The organism is Lacinutrix algicola (assembly GCF_001418085.1).
Taxonomy (GTDB): domain Bacteria; phylum Bacteroidota; class Bacteroidia; order Flavobacteriales; family Flavobacteriaceae; genus Lacinutrix; species Lacinutrix algicola.
On sequence record NZ_LIQH01000040.1, the window covers coordinates 241343 to 263742 of the forward strand.

Genomic DNA, 22400 nt, shown 5'->3' on the forward strand with positions numbered 1-22400 from the left:
TTCACGAATTTTGTTGAAAATAACGTTATTCTAAATCATATTCAGAATAACAAAAAGAAGTTTTTAAATGAGTTTACTTAAAAGATTTGGATATTATTTTGGAGGTTTTTCTATTGGCTTAATAATTTTAGCCTTTTTTCTAAATGGAAAAAAAGCATCTTGCGACTATGGTCCAGATGCTAGAACACTAAAAAACATTAGAACTAAAACTTTAGTATATTCTAATGAAGCTACAGCCTTTATGAAATCTAAAGGCATAGACACTACCAACATTAACTATATCCTATTTAAAGGAGATGTAGATTTCTCTAAAAGTGAAGCTAAAAGAAAACCTTGCGGCCTTTATTTTGTTGAAGGCAATGTAAACAAAAAAGACATCGCCTTAATAGTAGAAAACTGCGAAGAAACTGCAACTATAAACTCTGTTGAGCTTCTAGATTAATTTTTTCTGCGTTTTCGCTCTTTCTTTAATAAAGACAACTCTCTACTTGTTTGCCCAGCAACCGATGTATTTTCTTCTGCTCTACGTATTAAGTAAGGCATAACATCTTTAACAGGTCCAAAAGGCAAATACTTAGCCACATTGTAGCCGTTTTTAGCTAGATTAAAACTTATATGATCACTCATACCGTACAATTGCCCAAACCATACACGATTATCTTCTTTTGCTATATTTAGCTTATCCATTAACTCAAGAGCCAAATAAGTACTCTCTTCATTGTGTGTTCCAATAAATATTGAAATATCTTCTAAATTATCTAAAATATAACGCTGACAGTTATCAAAATTGTCATCTGTAGCTTTTTTATCTGTACAAATTGGAGAGTCGTAACCTTTCTCTTTCGCTCTTTCACGCTCTTTTTCCATATAAGCACCACGAACAATTTTAAAACCTAGCTTATACCCTTTTCCTTTTGCACGTTCGTGAGACGCTTTTAAATAATCCAACCTATCCCAACGGTAGGTTTGCAATGTGTTATAAACAATAGGCACATCTCTATTATAGAGCGCCATCATTTCCTCAATTAAATCATCTGCAGCATCTTGCATCCAGCTTTCTTCTCCATCAATCAAAACCTCTACATCTTTAGATTTAGCTAAGCCACATAGTTTTTTAAAACGTTCTACAATCCTATTCCACTCTTCATTCTCTTCATCTGTAAAAGCTTTTCCTTCTCCTTTTTTCTGAAATAAGGCAAAACGACCTAAACCCGTAGGTTTAAAAACAACAATTGGCATTGCTTCTTTTTCATCTGAAAACTCAATAATCTTTGCTAAACGCTCGGTTGCATCATCAAATTGATTTTCGGAAGCCTTACCTTCTACTGAGTAATCTAAAACTGAGCAAACTCCTGCCGTAAACATCTTATCGATGACAGGCAAGCAATCTTCTTCATTTACTCCACCACAAAAATGATCGAATACTGTTGCCCTTATTAAACCTTCAACCGGCAGTTTTGCATTCAAGGCAAACCTTGTCGCTGCTGTACCAATACGAACCAAAGGTTCGTTGGCAATCATTTTAAATAAAAAATAAGCACGCTCTAATTCTGAATCACTTTTTAAAGCAAATGCTACTTCTGTATTATCGAAGATGTTTTTTGATGTCATTTTTAAAATAAATTATTTCACAAATATAAATCAACTAAGTTATACTTATTCAAAAACTCCTTACTTTTACATCATAATAATACATTTTTTAATGACTTCTATCACAACACAAGATTACACTATCCATTTCAATAGCAACGGATACAAAGCACTAAATCAACACTTAAGCGACTCGAATTATTCAAAAGTTTTTATCTTATGTGATACTAACACAAATATAGATTGCGTTCCTTTTTTTCTCGCTAATATAGATACAGAGATTGCCTACGACATTTTAGAAATTGATCCAGGAGAAGAATCTAAAAACCTAGACATATGCCTTGGGCTTTGGGAAACCTTATCTGAATATGGTGCTGATAGAAAAAGTGTTATCATTAATATTGGCGGTGGAGTTGTTACAGATTTAGGTGGCTTTGTTGCTTCAACCTTTAAACGTGGTATCGATTTTATAAACATCCCTACATCACTCCTAGCAATGGTTGACGCCTCGATTGGAGGAAAAACAGGAATAGATCTGGGTACTTTAAAAAACCAAATTGGAGTTATTAATACACCTGAGTTAATTGTAGTAGACACTTCGTTTTTAGAAACTCTACCACAATTAGAAATGCGCTCTGGTTTAGCTGAAATGTTAAAACACGGCTTAATTTACGACGAAAAATACTGGAACCAACTTCAAGATTTGTCACAATCTACGATAGAAGATTTAGACGATTTAATTTACCAGTCTATAATAATAAAGAAGACTATTGTTGAGCAAGATCCTACAGAACAAGGCTTGCGTAAGACTTTAAATTACGGACACACTCTAGGCCACGCCATAGAATCTTATTACATGGATAGTGACAATAAAGAGCGCTTGCTACATGGAGAAGCTATTGCTATTGGAATTGTATTAGCAAACTACCTCTCTGTTAAATACTGTGGTTTTTCTGAAGAAAAAAACAATAATATTAAAAACGTAATTAAAGCCGTTTATGGTCATATAGAAATTACTGAAACAGACTACTCACCTATTATCGATCTATTAAAGTACGATAAGAAAAATGAACATGGCAACATTAACTTTGTACTACTAGAAGCAATAGGCAAACCAAAAACAGGTTGCATAGTCGAAAACGAAGCTATCTTAGAAGCTTTTAAATTTTACAAATCTTAATATGATTTATAAATAAAAATTTGTATTTTTATAATTAACTCACAGTATTTAAGCGAAATAAAACATCTAACCTAAACCTTTAATGTTATGCGTAGAGTTATTGTAGATTACAAAAAATTAACACCAGAAGTACTAACATTACTTACTCAGAAGTACCCTGATGGGTATGGAGATAACGACATTCTCGTTTTCGACAACCATAAAAACGAAACCATAGAAGCCATAGAAGTTAGAACTGAGGAAATAATTTACCTCGTAAAAATAAGCAGCAAACTTCACTATACCATGGCGAATTTTGACGACACAGATGATTTAGTTTTAAATAATGAAGGACACATTATAATTAATAAGTCCTTCAATAACGACGAAGAAGAGTGATTACTCTTTAAAGATAACGCTCTCTTATTATATCACAATGATGTTTTTCGTGTCCAGCAATTAAAAAACCTAAAGCTCGAACAGAAACCTCTCCACCACCTGCAACACCTGTTCTTTTTAAAACCTCACTATCTGTGCCAAAAGTTTTATAAAGAGCAATAGAAGCCTGTTTTACCAACACAAATTCCTCCAAAAGATCTTCCATACTTCTTTTATTTGCTTCACAAGCTAAAATATAATCATCTTGCTCAAAACCTGCAACAGGAGTTTTATCCTTTCTAGCAAAGCGCAAAGCTCTGTATGCAAAAATACGCTCCGAATCTATTAAATGACTCACTATCTCTTTAATAGTCCACTTATTAATCTCGTAACGATACTCCAATTTATCTTCTGGAATAGATTTCAAGAAAGTAATTGTTTTCTCTAATCCATCTACCAAACCTTCTAAAAGCACTAAATCTCCAATTTTGTTAATGTACGGCTGGAAATACGGCAAATACTCGTTTTTATTTAAATCTGTTGCTTTCATTTTTCTTAATTTGTATTCATAAAAAAGTCCTTTAGCAAGATAGCTAAAGGACTTTAAATTATCACACTTAAATAACCTTATAAAGAATTAAAGATATCGTGCATTAAACGCTTTTTATCGTTTATACTTTCCTCTAAAGAAATCATAGTTTCAGTTCTATAAACACCTTCAATAGCATCAAGCATAAAGATCACATCCTTAGCATGCTCTGTGTTTTTTGCTCTAATTTTACAAAAAACATTAAACTTACCAGTAGTAACGTGTGCTACAGTAACAAAAGGAATATCGTTAATACGCTCTAAAACAAATGTTGTTTGCGATGTGTTTTTAAGAAACACACCTACGTAAGCAATAAATGAATACCCTAATTTCTTATAATCCAATGTTAACGACGAACCTTTAATAATTCCCGCATCTTCCATTTTCTTCACTCTTACATGCACCGTCCCTGCAGATATTAATAATTTTTTTGCAATATCCGTAAAAGGAACTCTTGTATTATCGATCAGCATATCAAGAATTTGATGATCTATTTCGTCTAGTTTAAATTTAGCCATTTTGTCTATTTTCTTAAATAAAAATCAAAAATAATACATTTTTATTAAATTATCCACACTAAAAATACAGATTAATCAAATTTTAATGAAAATTTTACATTATTTATTATTACGAAATCGTTTTCGCTTCCTAAAGTCAAAGATTCTCCATTTTGCCCGTAAACCACGTCACCACTAGCATTCAAATAGTTATGAGCAAAAAAAGCATCATCATTTATAATTTTTTCGATTTTTGGAACAAAATGCACTTTACTATCAATTAATTTCTCCTGGTACTGAACAGCAATATTTACAGTTTTGTTTTCATACAAGGCATTCTTAATAATCACATCAAAAAAGAGCTTTCCATTTTGAGGGATTTTTAAATAATCTTCAAAGTCATTTAAATCAATTTTATCCTCAGATATAGCGTTTAACGCAGTCAAATAAGACTGAAACACCAAGCGCCTCACCTCTTCTCTCTGGTAATCATCTGCATAATGCCCAGCCTCAAACAAAACCGTTGGTGTGTTTAAAGTTTGAAAAGTATCACCAACACAGTTTATATTAAAAACATCATCATAAACACCAACCTGATTAGGTATTTCGGTCTGTAGCATGGTATTAATTTTAGATATTATAGACATGGCAACCTTTCTATTATCGGTAACACTACATTTTTCATTTTGAGCAGGAGACAAAAAAGACAAACTAGCACTTTTATTTACTTCTCCTGCGCTAAATATAGTACGCTGCCCATGTAAATTAAAGCAATAATGAGGTTTAAAGCTATTATAAAGAGACCTAAGCACATTACTTTCGGGCTGAGATAAGTTTTGCGCATCTCGATTTAAATCCACTCCATTAGCATTTAAGCGCGTATAAGCCTTAGCGCCATCTGGATTTAAAATAGGAATAATAAGTATTGTACAGTCTTTTAATATGGATTTTGCATTATTAGTGTCTGCTAAAAAATTAAGTAAATCGAAAACAGCCTTAGTAGTCGTCGATTCGTTTCCATGCATTTGAGACCACATTAAGATCTTTTTATTTCCAGATCCAACTTTAATAGAGTGTATGTCTTCTTTTAAAACAGACTGCCCAATAACTTCAATTTTAAAATTATTTGAGTGTTTAATTAAAAGTGGTTTAATATGTTCTACTGTAATATATCGCCCAATAAGAGACGTCTCTTTGCAAGTGTTAAATATAGTCTTTAATACTATCTGTTCCATATAGGTTTTGTTTACGTTACAAATGTAAACAATATCTATTTTACATTTGTAAACAGTAATTGTTACAAATGTAATTTACAGATGTAACCAATAGGCATGTAAATTCTACAGGAAACTCTTAATCCAAAACAGAAATAATTACAAATTATTATTTTGTAAATTATATTATTTATTTTCAGCTAGTTATATATTAATACATAAAGTATACATTTAATACATTTACACATACTAAACTAACTTCAACAATAATAATACTGTTAAATATACAAATGTAAACACTCAGTTTCTTTTAGATTGTTTACATTTGTATAACAATGATAAACAACCAAGAATTTACTAAAAGGCTTAAAAAAGTCATAGATTACTACGGTGAAAGCGCCTCTTCTTTTGCCGAAAAAATAGGTGTGCAACGCTCTAGTATTTCACATATTCTTTCTGGTAGAAATAAACCAAGTTTAGAATTTGTACTAAAAGTACTCTCCTCTTTTCCGGAAGTAGAATTGTATTGGTTGATGAATGGAAAAGGAAAATTTCCATTTGAAAAAGATTCAGAACAAAAAGTTGAAGTGAAACCAAAAGTTGAAAATCAAAATTTATTTTCGAAAGCTGAAACTGAAATTAAAACTGAAATCGAAAAAAGACCAACCGATAATTCTGAAATGAAACAAATTGTTTCAAATTCTAAAAAGGAAATTGATCGCATTGTCATTTTTTATAAAGATGGTAGTTTTTCAAATTTTGAGAATTAAACACAAGTCACTTAAAAATTTAAAATATGCGATTCTAAGAGAATAGTAAAAAAGCCCTTTTTTAAGCTTTTCATTTTGTAAATTTGTTTTAAAGCAAATTTTAAAAAATGAAAAATATATTCTTCCTATTCTCTCTTGTTCTTATTATTAGTTGCCAACAGCCAGAACGAAATTGCACAGATTATAAAACTGGTTATTTTGAATTTAACTACAATGATAATGGTGTAGAAAAAGTTGGGCATATATTAAGGTCTGAAAATCTTCAAATAGAAACTTACGACAATAAAATAGATTCTTCTGAAGTAAGATGGATTAATGATTGTGAAGTGATATTCAAAACCATCAACCCAAAACGAATGGCTGATAAAAACGATATTCATTTAAAAATTTTAAGCACAACAGATTCTGGCTATACTTTTGAATATTCTTATGTGGGTAAATCTGAAAAACAAAAAGGTACCGTAACTAAAGCTGAACTAATTAATTAAAAGACATAAAATAATTATGCTAGATTTTCTATTAACCTCTGATGCTATTTTCGCACTACTAACACTTACCTTCCTTGAAATTATTCTAGGAATAGATAATATAGTCTTTATCTCTATTGCAGCTAATAAACTCCCAGTAGAACAACGTGGAAAAGTAACCAACATTGGACTATTGCTTGCAATGGTACAACGTATAATACTACTATTCTTTGTTTCTTTTCTTGTTGGCCTATCTGAGCCTTTTAAAATTATAGAAACAAGTTGGCTTCATCTTGAAATAAGTTGGCAAGCATTAATATTATTTTGTGGTGGATTATTTTTAATCTATAAGTCTACTTCAGAAATTAGAGAAAAAGTAGAAACTCCTAAACATGATGAAGAGGAAGCTAAAGGAAAAGTAATAAAGTCTTTTCAGCAAGCCATTGTACAAATATTAATTTTAGATTTTATTTTCTCTATCGATTCTATTTTAACTGCTGTTGGGATGACTAATGGCTTATCGGACAATCAAAATCATAATTTAATATTAATGATAATTGCAGTTATAATCTCGATTGCAATAATGATTGGCTTTGCAAACAAGATAAGACGTTTTATAGACGAAAATCCTAGTATTCAAATATTAGGATTATCGTTTTTAATACTAATTGGTTTTATGCTTCTTACAGAAGCTGCTCACCTATCTCATACAGAATTTTTTGGAAATACTGTTGGTGCAATTCCTAAAGGTTATTTATATTTTGCAATAACATTTTCTTTATTTGTTGAGTTTTTAAATAAGAAAACAAGTAAGACTAAAAAATAATAAAATATCGTTTGTTTGATTACTTAAAATTTGAGGGTAGATACACTTTAATCTACCCTCACAAAATAACCCAATTCAACTAATTGAGATTTCTCTTTAATAGTTCTTAAATAACCATCTTTTAAAAACGAAATAGCATCTGCTAATTTTAGCACATTTTCGTAATCATGATCAGTAATTATAATTCCTTTCTCTTTTTTGGCTTCCAAAATACACTCTGAGATATATTCCTTTAATATTGGACTTACTCCATTAAAAGGTTCATCTAATAATATAAATTTAGAATTTGAATGAATTAATAATAAAATTTCAACAATTCTTCTTTCTCCTCCAGAAAGTTCTTGATTGGTTTTATTAAGTAATGGAATTATGAATTTATTTGAGAGCAATTTTTCTCTATATTTTTTCTCCAAAAACAAATTAATAATTTTTGAGATATTTACTCCATTGGGCAAAAAATGCTTTTGTGGTAAGTAACTTAATAACCCTTTACAGTCTGATGTGTTTTTAATTAAACTACCGTCGATTTTTACAAATCTATTTTCCGCATTTTCTACACCAAATATAATTTTAAGTAATGTAGATTTTCCACAACCGTTCCTTCCAATTAATCCTTTAATCTCACCTATTTCACAAGACAAAAACACATCAGATAAAATAACTCTGTTATTATAAGACTTGTTAATACTATCTACATAAAGACGGCTCATATTAATGCAAATATTACAACATTAATTATTCCGATAAAAAAAGTTAACAACCACAATTGTAGTCTCGAGAATCCTAAATTATAGTAATAGAAGTATTCATTTTCATTCTTAACTTCATATATAAAATAATGCAAGAGTATCATTACCAACATAACCAAAATCCCATAAAATGTAAAGTTTTGAAATACAATGATCGGGATTGAAATTACATAAGAAGTAAAAAAGATTTTCTTCTGAAATAAAAGTATGTTTTTTAAAAGTCTCAAATAAAGGTTTTGTGATATTTATTTAAAAATAATTATCACAAAACTAAACAATCAAAAAATTAAGTTAATTCTAATTAAAACAATGACGTTTGATCCTTTCCATCTTCAAGATTTTCTTTTTTCTTTTGGATAGCTCTTTCTAATGCTTTTTTAGCCTTATCCTCCTTACTAACAAACTCTTTAGCAGGCGTATCAACTTCTACAACAGGAACACCTATAGGTAAAGTATTCTCGACTACAATCTCTTCTACAACCTCTACAGCCTCTATAGAAGCCTCTTCAGGCTCTTCATAAGGTAAAGCCTCTAATAAATTTACTTGATTGATTTTATACTTAGTTAATTGATTTCCGAGAGCAGTAATACCTTTTACAGAAATAAATTCTTCGATATTTATTTCTTCATTCTCTCTTCTATCCTTACCTCTTTCTTTTACAAAAACAATCTCTGCCATTGGCTTCCAATCTGTAGAAACAATTTCTAATTGAGATTTTTCATGCTCGGTAATAAAACTCTCTTCTCTACTTTCGTTTTCAATAATAAAACGCTTAACGTAGTGCTTTTCTTTTTCACCATCGAAGTAAACTGCGGAAATTGGCTTTTTAGGAATCCATTTTTCCATGACAATCATATCGTCATCAAAATGAAGTGTAACCTCGGGCGTTACAGTTTTCACAATTCCTTTTTGATTGATAATTAATAATTTATCCTCACCTCTAAACTCACCAACCAGTTCACCTCTACCATCCACATTTAAACGTTGAACAGTTTCGTCGAACCATATTTTACGTGGCTTAAGTGTAGACACACCTTTTTCTTTTAATTCTATTTTTTTAATAGGATACTTAGTAACCACATTACCTTTAGACGCACGACCTTTTATTAAAATATCGGCAAAATCGATATCCCATTTTAATTTTTTAACACTACCAACCTGCCTTAAAAGCACACTTATTACCTCTGCCTCACCATTTGGATTCGCTGAAAAATACCAAAGTTTAGAACTCTTTGTACCATTAGTTAAATCGTACTCTTTATCTCGAGTAACCGAAGTTACCGCAAAACGTTTTATATACGAAGCACCTTTACTTCCATCACGATAAATTAGGTTATAAATAGTACGCTTGTCTTTCTTTTTAAAGATTGCAACATGGATAATATCTTTACCAATAAAAGTTTTAGTATCCACCTTAGTCACCATCATTTTCCCATCACCTGTAAACGCAATAATATCGTCGATATCACTACAGTCACCAACATATTCGTCTTTTCGTAAAGAGGTACCAATAAAACCTTCTTCTCTATTTACATAAAGTTTTGTGTTTCTAATAATTACTTTAGTAGCATCTACATCTCCAAAAGTTCTTATTTCTGTTTTACGCTCTCTACCTTCACCATATTCTTTTTTTAATCGTGTAAAGTATGCAATTGCATAATCGATTAAGTTAGCTAAATGATGTTTTACTTCTGCTATTTGTTCTTCTAAAGCATCAATTTTCTGTTGTGCTTTATCAATATCAAATTTCGAAATACGCTTAATTCTAATTTCAGTTAAACGTGTAATATCCTCTACAGTTATAGCACGTTTTAAATGTTTTATATGTGGCTGAAGTCCTTTATCGATAGCGGCAATTACACCATCCCAAGTTTCCTCTTCTTCAATATCACGGTAAATTCTATTCTCTATAAAAATACGTTCTAAACTCGCAAAATGCCATTGCTCTTCAAACTCTCCAAGTTTTATTTCAAGTTCCTGCTTTAAAAGTTGAACAGTATTATCTGTACTTCTACGAAGCATTTCTGTAACACCAACAAATAATGGTTTGTTATCTTCAATTACACAACCTAGTGGCGAAATTGAACTTTCACAACTTGTAAATGCAAATAATGCATCGATAGTTTTATCTGGTGATAATCCTGATGGTAAATGAATTAATATTTCAACTTCCGCAGCTGTATTATCTTCAATTTTTTTAATCTTAATCTTCCCTTTATCGTTTGCTTTTAAAACAGAATCGATAAGTGATGATGTTGTTGTACCAAAAGGAATCTCTGTAATAGCCAATGTATTCTTGTCTATTTGCGAAATTTTAGCACGAACACGCACCTTTCCTCCTCTTAAACCATCGTTATAATTTGAAAAATCTGCGACTCCTGCAGTTGGAAAATCTGGAAAAATAGTAAAACGTTTCCCTTGCAAATGCTTTATTGAAGCATCTATTAACTCTATAAAATTGTGTGGTAATATTTTTGTAGATAAACCTACCGCAATTCCTTCTCCACCTTGCGCTAACAATAATGGAAACATTACTGGTAAATTTATTGGCTCTTTACGCCTACCATCGTAACTCTGTTGCCACTCGGTAATTTTCGGATTAAAAACAACATCTAAACCAAATTTAGAAATTCGTGCTTCTATATAACGAGAAGCTGCTGCTCTATCTCCTGTTAATATATTTCCCCAGTTTCCTTGAGTGTCTATTAACAAATCTTTCTGACCAATTTGAACCATGGCATCTGCAATACTTGCATCACCGTGTGGGTGGTACTGCATGGTGTGACCGACAATGTTTGCTACTTTATTGTAACGACCATCGTCTAAATCTTTCATAGAATGCATGATACGACGCTGCACAGGTTTAAAACCATCTTCTATAGCTGGTACTGCACGCTCCAAGATAACATACGAAGCATAATCCAGGAACCACTCTTTATACATTCCAGTAATTCTGGTAATGGTTTCCTGCGGCTCTTGGTTATCTAAATTTTCGTTAGTTATATTTTCTAAATCGTCATTTTGGTCTTCTGTCATATTTCTATTATTCCTGTATTAGCAGAAATATATTCTTTTTTATGAATTCTAGCTTTCACCAGAATAACAAACAATTATTTTTCTTTTAAAGCATTTTTATAATCGTAAATACTTTTAGCAAAACCTCCAACCGAGATTAATACTGCAGCATAGTACATTGTATTACTTTTTACTTGCAAATCGTTTGTATATATTTTATAAATCCAATAACATATTAATGCAAGCCAACCTACTATTTTAAATATTCTCATCTTTTATTTACTTCTAAGACTCTTCAATTACATCTAACTCAACCTTAAGGTTATCGATAATAAACTCCTGTCTTGTTGGTGTATTTTTACCCATATAAAAAGACAACAAATCTTCAATAGACATATTATCGTCTAACATTACAGGATCTAATCTAATATCTTCACCAATAAAATGCACAAATTCGTCTGGCGAAATCTCACCAAGTCCCTTAAATCGGGTAATTTCTGGCTTTGGCTTTAATTTATCGATTGCATCGCGTCTTTCTTCTTCAGAATAACAATAAATTGTTTCCTTTTTATTTCGAACTCTAAACAAAGGAGTTTGCAAAATATAAAGGTGTCCTTCTTTTATAACTTCAGGAAAAAATTGAAGAAAAAATGTAATTAACAACAAGCGAATATGCATACCATCGACATCGGCATCTGTTGCTATTACTACATTGTTATATCTTAAATCTGCTAATGATTCTTCAATATTAAGAGCTGCTTGCAATAAGTTAAACTCTTCGTTTTCGTAAACAATTTTCTTTGTAAGTCCGTAACAATTTAAAGGCTTTCCTTTTAAACTAAAAACGGCTTGCGTGTTTACATCTCGAGATTTTGTAATACTACCAGAAGCTGAATCTCCCTCTGTAATAAACAAAGTTGATTCTAAATTTCTAGGATTTTTAGCATCTCCAAAATGTACACGACAATCGCGTAATTTCTTATTATGTAAACTTGCTTTTTTAGCTCTGTCTTTTGCTAATTTTCTAATACCCGATAATTCTTTACGCTCACGTTCTGCTTGTAGAATTTTACGTTGAATCTTATCTGCTGTATCTGTATTTTTATGTAGATAATTATCTAAATACGTTTTTAAGAAATCGTTAATATAAGTTCTTACGGTTGGCAACTCGCCACCCATATCTGTAGATCCTAATTTTGTTTTTGTCTGACTCTCGAAAACAGGCTCCATTACTTTAATTGCAATGGCAGATACAATAGATTTTCTAATATCTGATGCATCGTATTGCTTACCATAAAAATCGCGAATGGTTTTTACAACAGCTTCTCTAAATGCAGTTAAGTGTGTTCCACCTTGTGTAGTGTTTTGTCCGTTAACAAAACTATTATACTCTTCGCTATATTGTGTTTTACTGTGTGTTATTGCAACTTCAATATCATCACCACGAAGATGAATAATTGGATAAAGTAAATCTGACTCTGCTATTTTTTCGGCTAATAAATCTTTTAAACCGTTTTCACTAAAATATTTTTCGCCATTAAAAACTATTGTTAAACCTGGATTTAGGTACACATAGTTTTTAAGCATTTTTACAATATACTCTGGTCGGTATTTGTAATTTTTAAAAATGATTTCATCTGGAACGAAAGATACTTTTGTACCTTTTCTTCTGCTTGTTTCTTCTAAAAACTCTTCATCAACAAGGTTTCCTTGCTCAAAATCTGCAGATGCACTTTTACCATCACGAGAAGATTCTACTCTAAAATAAGATGACAAAGCATTTACCGCCTTTGTACCAACACCGTTTAATCCAACCGATTTTTTAAAGGCTTTAGAATCGTACTTTCCTCCAGTGTTCATTTTAGACACTACATCTACAACTTTACCAAGCGGAATACCACGACCATAATCACGAACAATTACTTTAGTACCTTGAACTGAAATCTCAATAGTTTTACCAGCACCCATAACATACTCATCTATAGAGTTATCGAGCACTTCTTTTAATAAAATATAAATACCATCGTCTGGCGAAGAACCATCACCAAGCTTACCAATATACATTCCTGGTCGCATACGGATATGTTCTTTCCAGTCGAGCGAGCGTATATTATCTTCGGTATATTTAGTTTCTTCAGACATAGATTTGAGTAAAATTTCGTGATAGAATGCTAATATAATACAACATAGCAAAAAATAAAACACTGCATTGATAAATTAATTAACAATGTTTTATAATAAGTACTTTTTCCCTAAAAAATTTGTTTTTTGAGGTGATTTTATGGCTTTTTGTATAAAGAAACAAATACACCTAATTGAGAATACTCTTTAATCAGTTTCCAATTATTCTTGACATGATTTAACTCTTCGTCTTTTGTGTAGTTTTCTACATTTGAAAGTAAGATATATTCATTTGTATCAATATTAAAAGTAGAATATTGCTTAGTATCTTCTGCAGTTTTTAACTCTGAATAAAAACGCTCATTCAATCTTATTCTTGTTCCAATTTTTGCCTTATCAATTCCTTGAGAGGTTATAAAATCTTCCATTTTAGATTCTATTTTATAATAGTTTAAATAAGCTAACGAGCTATCCCAAGATTGAGATATAGTAGCAGGATAAACCCAAAAATGTCCAGAAACAAAAAACACGGTAATTAAACAATAAACAACTGTTTTTTTATTAGCTATATACATGCTTATCAAATTGATTAACAATACGATAGACAGTATATAACAAATCATAAAATATCTATCTCCAATTGGGTTAGAAAACGGTATCATACCTAATAACAAAACGAAAACAAAGATTAAAAAAGCTAATAACAATCTATCAATTTCTTTACTTTTATTCTTTTTCCGATTTTTAAGATACTTAATAACTAAAGGCAATAAAATAATATAGATAATAAACCTACCATATTCTAAAAAGCATTTTAAAACCACAATAGTATTTATAATTATTTGTTTAAAATCAACGGATTGTCTATGGTCATTATACCCTTCATTTAAACTAATAATAAACCAACCTAATTTTTGATATTGGAGTGCACAAAAAACAGAAAACAATAGAATTGACACCAAATAACCTAAGTACATTGACCTCTTTACTTCTATTAATTTATATTTTATATATGCAAAATGAGTTAATAATATAGCGAGCAAAATATACATTCCTCTTAAGTTTGTAAACAGCAAACCAGTTACTGCAAACGTAAAGAAAAATAGCCTGTTTTTTAATATAGAATTTACAGCTAATAGCGTAAAAAACAACAATAACATGTCGTTATTTAAACTTGTTGTTTGCGCTACAAAAGTGGGCTCTAAACAAACCAAAAAGATTAGAAATGGAGCTACTCTTTTAGTAAAATTAGTCTTACATAGTAAAACTAATTGCCATACGGCTCCTATATTAACTAATAATAATAGAAGCCTTGACGACCATAGCGTTTTTTGAAAAACAGTCCAAAAAGTTGCCAATAACAATATCCATAGTGGTGGATGTCCAGAATTTATGTTCGTTGGAACAATCCATTCTGTAAAATTAGAATTATAAATCCAACTTGCCCTTACAGATTTACTAATACCATCCCAAAAAAAAGGTAAGTCTTTTAGTAATACAAATTGAAAAACTAAAGTAGTTACCAAAAAAAACAGCACTTGCTTGTAGCTTATTTTTTTTACAAAGTCTAACATTTAAGTAAGCTACACATTAAATAAGAAATGCATTACATCTCCATCTTTAACAACGTAAGTTTTACCTTCTACTTTCATTTTACCAGCTTCTTTTACTTTAGCTTCACTCCCATGCTCTACATAGTCGTTATAACCAATAACTTCTGCTCGAATAAAACCTTTTTCGAAATCTGTATGAATAACACCAGCTGCTTGTGGCGCTGTTGATCCAATATCAATTGTCCAAGCACGCACCTCTTTTACACCTGCAGTAAAATATGTTTGTAGGTTTAATAATTTGTAAGCCGAACGAATTAACTTCGCCGAACCTGGCTCGTCTAAACCAATATCTGATAAAAACATTTGACGTTCTTCGTAATCATCTAACTCGGTAATATCTGCTTCTGTTCCAACTGCAAGTACTAAAACCTCAGCTCCTTCATCTTTAACAGCTTCTCTAACTCTATCTACATATTCGTTCCCATTAACCGCAGCACCTTCATCTACATTACAAACGTACAATACTGGCTTGTCTGTAATTAATTGAGATGGTTTTACAAAATCTTTATCTTCATCTTCTGTAAACTCTAAAGCACGAACAGAAATTCCGGCTTCTAAACCTGCTTTAAGCTTTAAAAGCACAGCTTCTTCTTTCTGCGCTTCTTTATTTCCTGTTTTTGCAGCACGTTTAACTTTGTCAAGCTTCTTCTCTACTGTATCTAAATCTTTTAATTGTAATTCGATATCAATAGTTTCTTTATCACTAATAGGATCTACTTTTCCATCTACATGCACAATATTATCGTTATCAAAACAACGTAATACGTGTAAAATAGCATCTGTTTCTCTAATATTAGCTAAAAATTGATTCCCTAAACCTTCACCTTTACTTGCTCCTTTTACTAAACCTGCAATATCAACAATCTCTACAGTTGCTGGTAAAACGCGTTCTGGGTTTACTAATTCTTCTAATTTTTGAAGTCTTGGATCTGGTACATTTACCACACCTATATTAGGCTCTATTGTACAAAATGGAAAGTTTGCACTTTGCGCCTTTGCATTAGATAAACAATTAAATAAAGTTGATTTCCCTACGTTTGGTAAGCCTACAATTCCTGCTTTCATATATACGAATTTTTAAAGCTGCAAATATACTATACTTAATCATTAAAATACAATCTGAATCATTCAATATTATTATCATTTTTTAAGAATATTTTTGATGAAAATCATTTTTTTTATTAAAAAATAAACATTTATTCAATAATTAAGTCGTTTTATGAATTCTTTAACATAATTTAGCATCACTAATCATTAAAAATAAAAAAAATGAAAAAACTAACTTTTTTATTATCCCTCCTTATGTTTACAGCATTTACTTTTGCACAACAGACTGTTTCGGGTACAGTGTCTGATGCTAATGGATCTGCACTACCAGGTGTTAACGTTGTGGAAAAAGGAACGTCTAATGGAACAGCAACAGACTTTGACGGTAACTATTCCTTGAATGTTAGTGACTCTGCAATACTAGTATTTAGCTCAGTTGGCTACAACAAACAAGAAGTAGCAATAGATGGCAAATCTCTTATAAACCTTACAATGGCTGATGGCGAAGCGCTAGATGAAGTCGTTCTTGTTGGATCACGTACCGCACCTAGAAGTAGTGTTGACACAGCATTGCCTATTGATGTAGTAGGTGTTAAAGAACTTACCTCTACAGGTCAAGCTTCTTTTGACAAAGCGTTACAATATAGAATACCATCATTTAACACAGTACAAACACCTGTAAATGATGCAACTTCACTTTTAGATCCCTATGAAATTAGAAATATGGGACCAAGTAGAACATTAATTTTAATTAATGGAAAACGTAAAAATCTAAGTGCGTTATTATACACACAAACCTCTCCTGGTCGTGGAGAAACTGGTGCAGATATTTCTGCAATACCAACGGACGCCATTAAAAGAGTTGAAATTTTACGTGATGGAGCATCTGCTCAATACGGATCTGATGCTATTGCTGGAGTAATGAATATTATATTAAAAGACGATGTAAACAACGGTTCTGCTACTTTAAGAACAGGAATGACATCTGAAGGTGATGGTGAAACAATAGGTTTCTCTGTAAACAATGGTACTACTATTGGCGACGACAAAGGTTATATTAACTATACTATAGATTTATCTAAAACTAATTTAGCAAATAGACCTGGCACAGTAGATGGAGGAACTTCTAATCTTGGACCAAACGGAGAACCATTAGAAGGTGGTGAATATGCCGATTTTGTATATGTTGACCCAACTGATCCTGATAACTATGTAAATGGAGCTACTGAAGCTTCTATAACGGCAGACAATGCTGCTGGAGTTACTCAAATAAACGAGTATTTAAGTCGTAATCCTGATGCCGATAACGTAAATGGATCTCCTGAAAATGCATCTTCTAAATTTTTAATTAATGGTGGTTTTGATGTTGCAGATAATACCGAATTGTATTTTAATGCAGCCTATGTTTATAAAAAGGTTAATAGTTTTGCAAATAATAGAACACCGTATTGGAGATCTGTTGATGCAGATCCTTATTTAGCAGATTTTTTCCCTGGCAACAACCCAAATACAGCAGGTGGATACGATGGCTACACTCCTACTTTTGAAGGTTTATTAAATGATTACAATGGCACTATTGGTGTTAAAACTAAAATTAACGATTGGAATGTAGATTTAAGTTATACAACTGGTGGAAATACGCAAACTTATACTGTTAGTAATTCTCACAACAGAAATGAAGTATTCGCTCCTAGTTATAATCCTGAGACTGGTGAATTTGAGCCCACAGAACTATACAGAGATAATAGTCAGCAATCATTCGATCCAGGTGGAACAAGATTTACTCATAACGTAGGAAATATTGATATTTCTAGAATATTATCTGATAAAATAAGTGTTGGTTTTGGTGCCGAGTTTAGAAATGAAACTTTTGAAGTTATTGAAGGTGAATTAGCATCTTATGATGGTGGTGGTGCAGATTCTTTTTCTGGTAATGCTCCTCAAAACTCTGGGAAATTTAACCGTTACAATATTGGTGGTTATTTCTCTTTAGATTATGATGTAAGTGACGCTTTTTTATTAAGCGGAACAGTAAGAACAGAAAATTATTCAGATTTTGGTAACACTTTCGTTTATAAATTAAGTTCACGCTACAAACTAACAGAAAACTTAACTGCTAGAGCTTCTATTTCTTCAGGATTTAGAGCGCCAACACTTCACCAAATCTATACTCAAAAAGCGCAATACAGCTTTACTCCTGGATCAGGAATTCAAGTTGGTGGTTTAATTAACAATGTCTCAACACAAGCTAAATTATTAGGTATTCCAGAATTAGATGCTGAAACTTCAAACAACTTTACAATAGGATTTGGAGGTAAATTAGCCGACAATCTAACATTTACAGTAGATTACTATAGTATTTCTGTAGAAGATAGAATTGTTTTAGGTTCTGAAATAACAGGTACTGCTTTTGATGATAATGGAAATAACATTGGAACAACTCCATTAGATGATATTTTAAGAGACAATAACTTAAACGATGTAAGTTTCTTCTCTAATGCAATAGATACTAGAACATCTGGAATTGATGTTGTTTTAAGTAAGAAAAATATTTCTCTAGGAGAAGGAGATTTAGATCTTAACCTTTCTGGAAACTATACTATTAAAAACGAAAGAGACGGAGCGGTTAAAGATATTCCTTTAGTGGCAAATGCAGGACAATCTGTTGTAAACGCAACTCAAGAAGCTTTGTTTTTCACATCTAGACCAGAAACAAAATGGATTCTTGGCGCTAACTACGACATTAATAAATTCGGGTTCTCTTTAAACAATACTTATTTTGGTAAAACTACTTTTAAACAACAAGGTTTAAGTAATGATTTACGTACAGAGTTTATTCCTAAAATTGTTACAGACTTAGCCGTTAACTATAATGCTACAGAAAAATTAACAATCTCTTTAAACGTAAACAACTTACTTAATGTATTACCAGAATGGGAATTTAAAGCAGAAAACTCAGATGGCGCTGCTATTTTAGCTGATGCAGCAGCAACTAGAAACCAATCTAATTTAATTACTTTTAACCAACGTTATTCTCAAATGACTTACGATGGTTCTCATTTTAGCCAATTAGGTACAATGTTTAACTTATCTATAAACTACAAGTTTTAATTAAAACCAAAGCTTCAATTTAAAAAATGCTATTCCTAACCGAATAGCATTTTTTTTATTTAATAATTCTAATTTAAATTATATATAAAAATCTAAAAAATAAACAGTTACAAACAAAATACGGTAGGAGTTTTAATAGTAAAGTTGTTATATTTATATATCAATAAAACCAACCATTATGAGATCAACTATTTTATCAGCATTATTACTATTGTTTATTTTCTCTTGTTCCGAAGATGAAAAACCAAGTTCAAATCCAGAAAGCATAAATATTTCTGGAAGACTACTCGCTCCTAACAATATAGATCCTATTGTAAACGCTAAAGTTTCAGCGTTAAACAATAATATAATTGCATATGAAACTAGAACAGATGCTCAAGGTAATTTTCAATTATCTCTTAAAAAAGGTGATTATAGTTTAAAATTAGCCAAAGGACTATTTACTACCGAAAAACAAATCACAGTTGAAGGCGAAATAACTTTAGATAGTTATAAAATTGAAATACTTCCCAACATTGGAGTGATTACAGGAAATTACGATAATATTGAAAGTGTTTTATATGGTATTGGACTAGTAAATCCTATTAGCGGAGAGCCATTATTCGATATAATAGATGGCATCACTTTAAATAAAAACACACCTTTAGACAACTTAGAACATGTACATGGAGCTAATACAAGTAATAGCCAAATGAAAAATCCAATATTAGATCCTAATGTAAGCTTCTCTTATACCGATTTAATGTCTAATCCTACTCTTTTAGCATCTTACGATGTTTTATTTATTAATTGCAGTAGTCATTCAGAAAATCCTATTTACGAGCAAAACTTAATGGATTATGTAAATAATGGCGGTTTTTTATATGTTACAGATTGGTCTTCTAGCCTATTAAATACTATAACAAATAACGATACTAATTATTTATCTTTCTACACACCTAGACGAAGCGGGCAATCCCTAACGACTACTGCTACCATTTTAGATGGTAATTTAAGTGCTTGGTTATCGTTAAACTTTGGAATATCTGTTAATGATGTTGTGGAAATTGATGAATTTTTATACGCTTGGCAAGTTGTAGATTCATATGATCCTGCTACAACTATCTCATGGATTAATGGTGAGGTAGATTATAATGATGCGTCCTCTGCCACAATAACAGAAAACAAAGATTTAGCTTTTACGTTTCTATTAGGCCAAGGTGCTGTTTTTTATTCTTCATTTCATACAGAAAATCAAGAATTCGATTTCACTACAACAGATAGAATAATGGAGTATTTAGTTTTTGAAATGACTGATATTGATTAACACAAAATACAATATAAAAAAAAAATCACTGTTTCGGCTTTTTTTTATCATTAGTATAGATTAATAACCTATTATCCATCAGGATGCATAAATTTCTGCTTTCCTAATAATGCTTCTTCAGTTTCAACGTGGTCGTCATCAGGCACACAACAATCCACAGGACAAACTGCAGCACATTGTGGCTCTTCATGAAACCCAACACACTCTGTACATTTATCTGGAACAATGTAATAAATTTCATCACTAATAGGTTCTTGCGCTTCATCTGCATCTACAGCTTTACCATCTGTAAGTACAATATTACCGTCTAAACTTGTTCCATCTTTATATCTCCAATCGTCAGCACCTTCATAAATTGCAGTATTCGGGCATTCTGGCTCGCATGCTCCACAATTTATACATTCGTCTGTTATAATAATTGCCATAGTAGTTTTTTTATTTAGTTTGCGTAAATTTGCAATTGCAAAAATAAAGCCAAAACCATTCATAACCAAATACAGAATGACTTTAGAACAAAGAATTAACGCTTTCTCAAAATTAGGAACATTTATTAGTCAATTTTCTTCGGAAACATTCCAAGAACAAGACAACATTCCACACAATGAATTGTTTTTTGAAGGCTTTAAGCATCAAATAAAATTAGCACAAGAAAATAACGGATGGTTTACAAAAGCCAATATTGTATTTTCTATTAATGGCTGGGTTAACTCGTTAACAAAAAACCAACTAACAAAATGGACTTCATCCTATAACTTTACAGAAAGCAACTCTCAAAATGTGGCCATTATTATGGCAGGAAATATTCCTTTGGTTGGTTTTCACGATTTTATTTCTGTTTTAATTTCAGGGCATATGGTTTTAGTAAAACAATCGTCTAACGATAAGCATTTACTTCCTTTTCTAGCGAAGTATTTAGAACATGTAGAACCTGGTTTTAAAGGAAAAATAAAGTTTACCGAAGCTAAGATGGAAAACTTTGACGCCGTTATTGCAACCGGAAGCTCTAATACAGCGCGTTATTTTGAATATTATTTTAAAGATAAACCTTCAATTATAAGAAAAAATAGAAATTCAGTTGCTGTTTTAACTGGAAAGGAAACTCACGAAGAACTTGAAGATCTATCCGAAGACATCTTTAGATACTATGGTTTAGGTTGCAGGAACGTTTCTAAGTTATACTTACCAAAAAACTATAATTTCGATGCTTTTTTTAAAGCTATGTATAAATGGAATCCAATTATTAACGAATCTAAATATGCTAATAATTACGATTACAATAAGGCCGTTTATATAATGAGTGAATTCGATATGCTGGAAAATGGCTTCCTTATGATTAAAGAAGACGAAAGCTTCTCTTCTCCAATAGCCACAGTATTTTACGAATTTTATGAAGATACGAATGTACTACAAGATACATTAGCGCAAAAAACCGAAAACATACAATGCATTGTAGCTAAAGGTTTCACAGAAAATGAAATTAAATTTGGTAATACTCAAAAACCAGAACTTTGGGATTATGCAGATAATGTAGATACTATTACATTTTTATTAAACTTATAAAATATATAAATACCGTTCAGTTTCTATACTGTTTTATTTTTGCTTTAATTATTAAAATTCTAGACTAATTATTCAAAAAGAAGACCAAACAAAACTTGTAATGCTTATTGATACAATTAGTTTAACTTTTTGAACAACGTAAAGACATAAAACAAAAAGCACTCAATATCAAAGTGTTAAGCTCATAATTACTAAGTTAAAAACTGTACCAAAAACAGTTTCTATTTTAAGTTACAATATTAATAATATTCTTTTGCAAAAAATTAAACATTAATATTTGTTAAAATTATAGCTAATAAATTATCATATTAATAACAGAAAACTATTCAATATTTAGCACCTTTGTATTCTTGTTATTCAAATCATTTTTAAAAGAAAATGAAATAT

At 31.1% G+C, this 22400-nt stretch carries 20 protein-coding genes; 9 read left to right on the plus strand and 11 right to left on the minus strand.

The window, feature by feature from the left end; genetic code table 11:
- Positions 1–67: 67 nt before the first annotated feature.
- Positions 68–442 carry a DUF4258 domain-containing protein gene (locus ASC41_RS14045; protein ID WP_055437283.1) on the plus strand — a complete coding sequence of 125 codons (375 nt, stop codon included), beginning with the start codon at positions 68–70 and terminating at the stop codon, positions 440–442.
- Here ASC41_RS14045 and ASC41_RS14050 read toward each other — a convergent pair.
- Positions 439–1611, minus strand: a complete 1173-nt coding sequence (locus tag ASC41_RS14050) for a proline dehydrogenase family protein (RefSeq protein ID WP_055437284.1) — start codon at positions 1609–1611, stop codon at positions 439–441. The two genes, ASC41_RS14045 and ASC41_RS14050, sit on opposite strands and share 4 nt — an antisense overlap.
- Before the next feature lie 91 nt (positions 1612–1702).
- Between ASC41_RS14050 and aroB the strand changes: the two genes are divergently transcribed.
- Together aroB and ASC41_RS14060 are read left to right on the plus strand one after the other, a co-directional pair.
- Positions 1703–2770 (plus strand): 3-dehydroquinate synthase, encoded by a 1068-nt coding sequence (aroB, locus tag ASC41_RS14055; RefSeq protein WP_055437285.1) that lies wholly within the window; start codon positions 1703–1705, stop codon positions 2768–2770.
- Positions 2771–2857: 87 nt separating this feature from the next.
- The gene (locus ASC41_RS14060) at positions 2858–3148 is read left to right on the plus strand and encodes a hypothetical protein (RefSeq protein WP_055437286.1); all 291 of its coding nucleotides are present in this window, start codon (positions 2858–2860) and stop codon (positions 3146–3148) included.
- A gap of 7 nt (positions 3149–3155) precedes the next feature.
- Here ASC41_RS14060 and ASC41_RS14065 read toward each other — a convergent pair whose 3' ends face one another.
- The 3 genes from ASC41_RS14065 to ASC41_RS14075 all read right to left on the minus strand — a co-directional run bounded on the left by ASC41_RS14065 (position 3156) and on the right by ASC41_RS14075 (position 5448).
- Positions 3156–3677 (minus strand): DinB family protein, encoded by a 522-nt coding sequence (locus ASC41_RS14065; RefSeq protein WP_055437287.1) that lies wholly within the window; start codon positions 3675–3677, stop codon positions 3156–3158.
- 77 nt (positions 3678–3754) lie between these two features.
- Positions 3755–4234, minus strand: a complete 480-nt coding sequence (locus tag ASC41_RS14070; RefSeq protein WP_055437288.1) for an Lrp/AsnC family transcriptional regulator — start codon at positions 4232–4234, stop codon at positions 3755–3757.
- 71 nt (positions 4235–4305) lie between these two features.
- Positions 4306–5448 (minus strand): DUF2817 domain-containing protein, encoded by a 1143-nt coding sequence (locus ASC41_RS14075; RefSeq protein ID WP_055437289.1) that lies wholly within the window; start codon positions 5446–5448, stop codon positions 4306–4308.
- A 314-nt stretch (positions 5449–5762) separates the two neighbouring features.
- Here ASC41_RS14075 and ASC41_RS14080 point away from each other — a divergent pair, with 314 nt between their 5' ends.
- From ASC41_RS14080 to ASC41_RS14090, 3 genes are all read left to right on the plus strand, one after another.
- Positions 5763–6197 carry a helix-turn-helix domain-containing protein gene (locus ASC41_RS14080; protein ID WP_055437290.1) on the plus strand — a complete coding sequence of 145 codons (435 nt, stop codon included), beginning with the start codon at positions 5763–5765 and terminating at the stop codon, positions 6195–6197.
- Positions 6198–6304: 107 nt separating this feature from the next.
- Positions 6305–6685, plus strand: coding sequence for a hypothetical protein (locus ASC41_RS14085; protein WP_055437291.1), 381 nt, complete (start codon positions 6305–6307; stop codon positions 6683–6685).
- 16 nt (positions 6686–6701) lie between these two features.
- Complete coding sequence (locus tag ASC41_RS14090) at positions 6702–7490, plus strand: TerC family protein (protein ID WP_055437292.1); 789 nt, start codon at positions 6702–6704, stop codon at positions 7488–7490.
- Between the two features lie 47 nt (positions 7491–7537).
- Here ASC41_RS14090 and ASC41_RS14095 read toward each other — a convergent pair whose 3' ends face one another.
- From ASC41_RS14095 to ychF, 6 genes are all read right to left on the minus strand, one after another.
- A complete protein-coding gene (locus ASC41_RS14095) occupies positions 7538–8200 on the minus strand; it encodes an ATP-binding cassette domain-containing protein (RefSeq protein ID WP_055437293.1) in 663 nt (220 codons plus the stop codon).
- A gap of 340 nt (positions 8201–8540) precedes the next feature.
- Positions 8541–11276 (minus strand): DNA gyrase/topoisomerase IV subunit A, encoded by a 2736-nt coding sequence (locus ASC41_RS14100; protein ID WP_055437294.1) that lies wholly within the window; start codon positions 11274–11276, stop codon positions 8541–8543.
- Positions 11277–11350: 74 nt separating this feature from the next.
- Positions 11351–11527, minus strand: a complete 177-nt coding sequence (locus tag ASC41_RS16950; protein WP_160318811.1) for a hypothetical protein — start codon at positions 11525–11527, stop codon at positions 11351–11353.
- A gap of 13 nt (positions 11528–11540) precedes the next feature.
- Positions 11541–13397 (minus strand): DNA topoisomerase IV subunit B, encoded by a 1857-nt coding sequence (locus ASC41_RS14105; protein WP_055437295.1) that lies wholly within the window; start codon positions 13395–13397, stop codon positions 11541–11543.
- Positions 13398–13534: 137 nt separating this feature from the next.
- Positions 13535–14950, minus strand: coding sequence for a glycosyltransferase family 39 protein (locus ASC41_RS14110; protein WP_055437296.1), 1416 nt, complete (start codon positions 14948–14950; stop codon positions 13535–13537).
- 9 nt (positions 14951–14959) lie between these two features.
- Positions 14960–16054, minus strand: a complete 1095-nt coding sequence (ychF, locus tag ASC41_RS14115; protein ID WP_055437297.1) for a redox-regulated ATPase YchF — start codon at positions 16052–16054, stop codon at positions 14960–14962.
- 204 nt (positions 16055–16258) lie between these two features.
- On the opposite strand from ychF, the gene ASC41_RS14120 reads away from it, so the two are divergent.
- Complete coding sequence (locus tag ASC41_RS14120; protein WP_055437298.1) at positions 16259–19147, plus strand: TonB-dependent receptor; 2889 nt, start codon at positions 16259–16261, stop codon at positions 19145–19147.
- Between the two features lie 178 nt (positions 19148–19325).
- Positions 19326–20453: a carboxypeptidase-like regulatory domain-containing protein gene (locus ASC41_RS14125; RefSeq protein WP_055437299.1), complete on the plus strand. Its 1128-nt coding sequence runs from the start codon at positions 19326–19328 to the stop codon at positions 20451–20453.
- A gap of 71 nt (positions 20454–20524) precedes the next feature.
- Here the strand turns inward: ASC41_RS14125 and ASC41_RS14130 are convergent, their stop codons facing one another.
- The gene (locus ASC41_RS14130) at positions 20525–20878 is read right to left on the minus strand and encodes a 4Fe-4S dicluster domain-containing protein (protein ID WP_055437417.1); all 354 of its coding nucleotides are present in this window, start codon (positions 20876–20878) and stop codon (positions 20525–20527) included.
- 76 nt (positions 20879–20954) lie between these two features.
- On the opposite strand from ASC41_RS14130, the gene ASC41_RS14135 reads away from it, so the two are divergent.
- Positions 20955–22013, plus strand: coding sequence for an acyl-CoA reductase (locus ASC41_RS14135; protein WP_055437418.1), 1059 nt, complete (start codon positions 20955–20957; stop codon positions 22011–22013).
- Positions 22014–22400 lie beyond the last annotated feature (387 nt).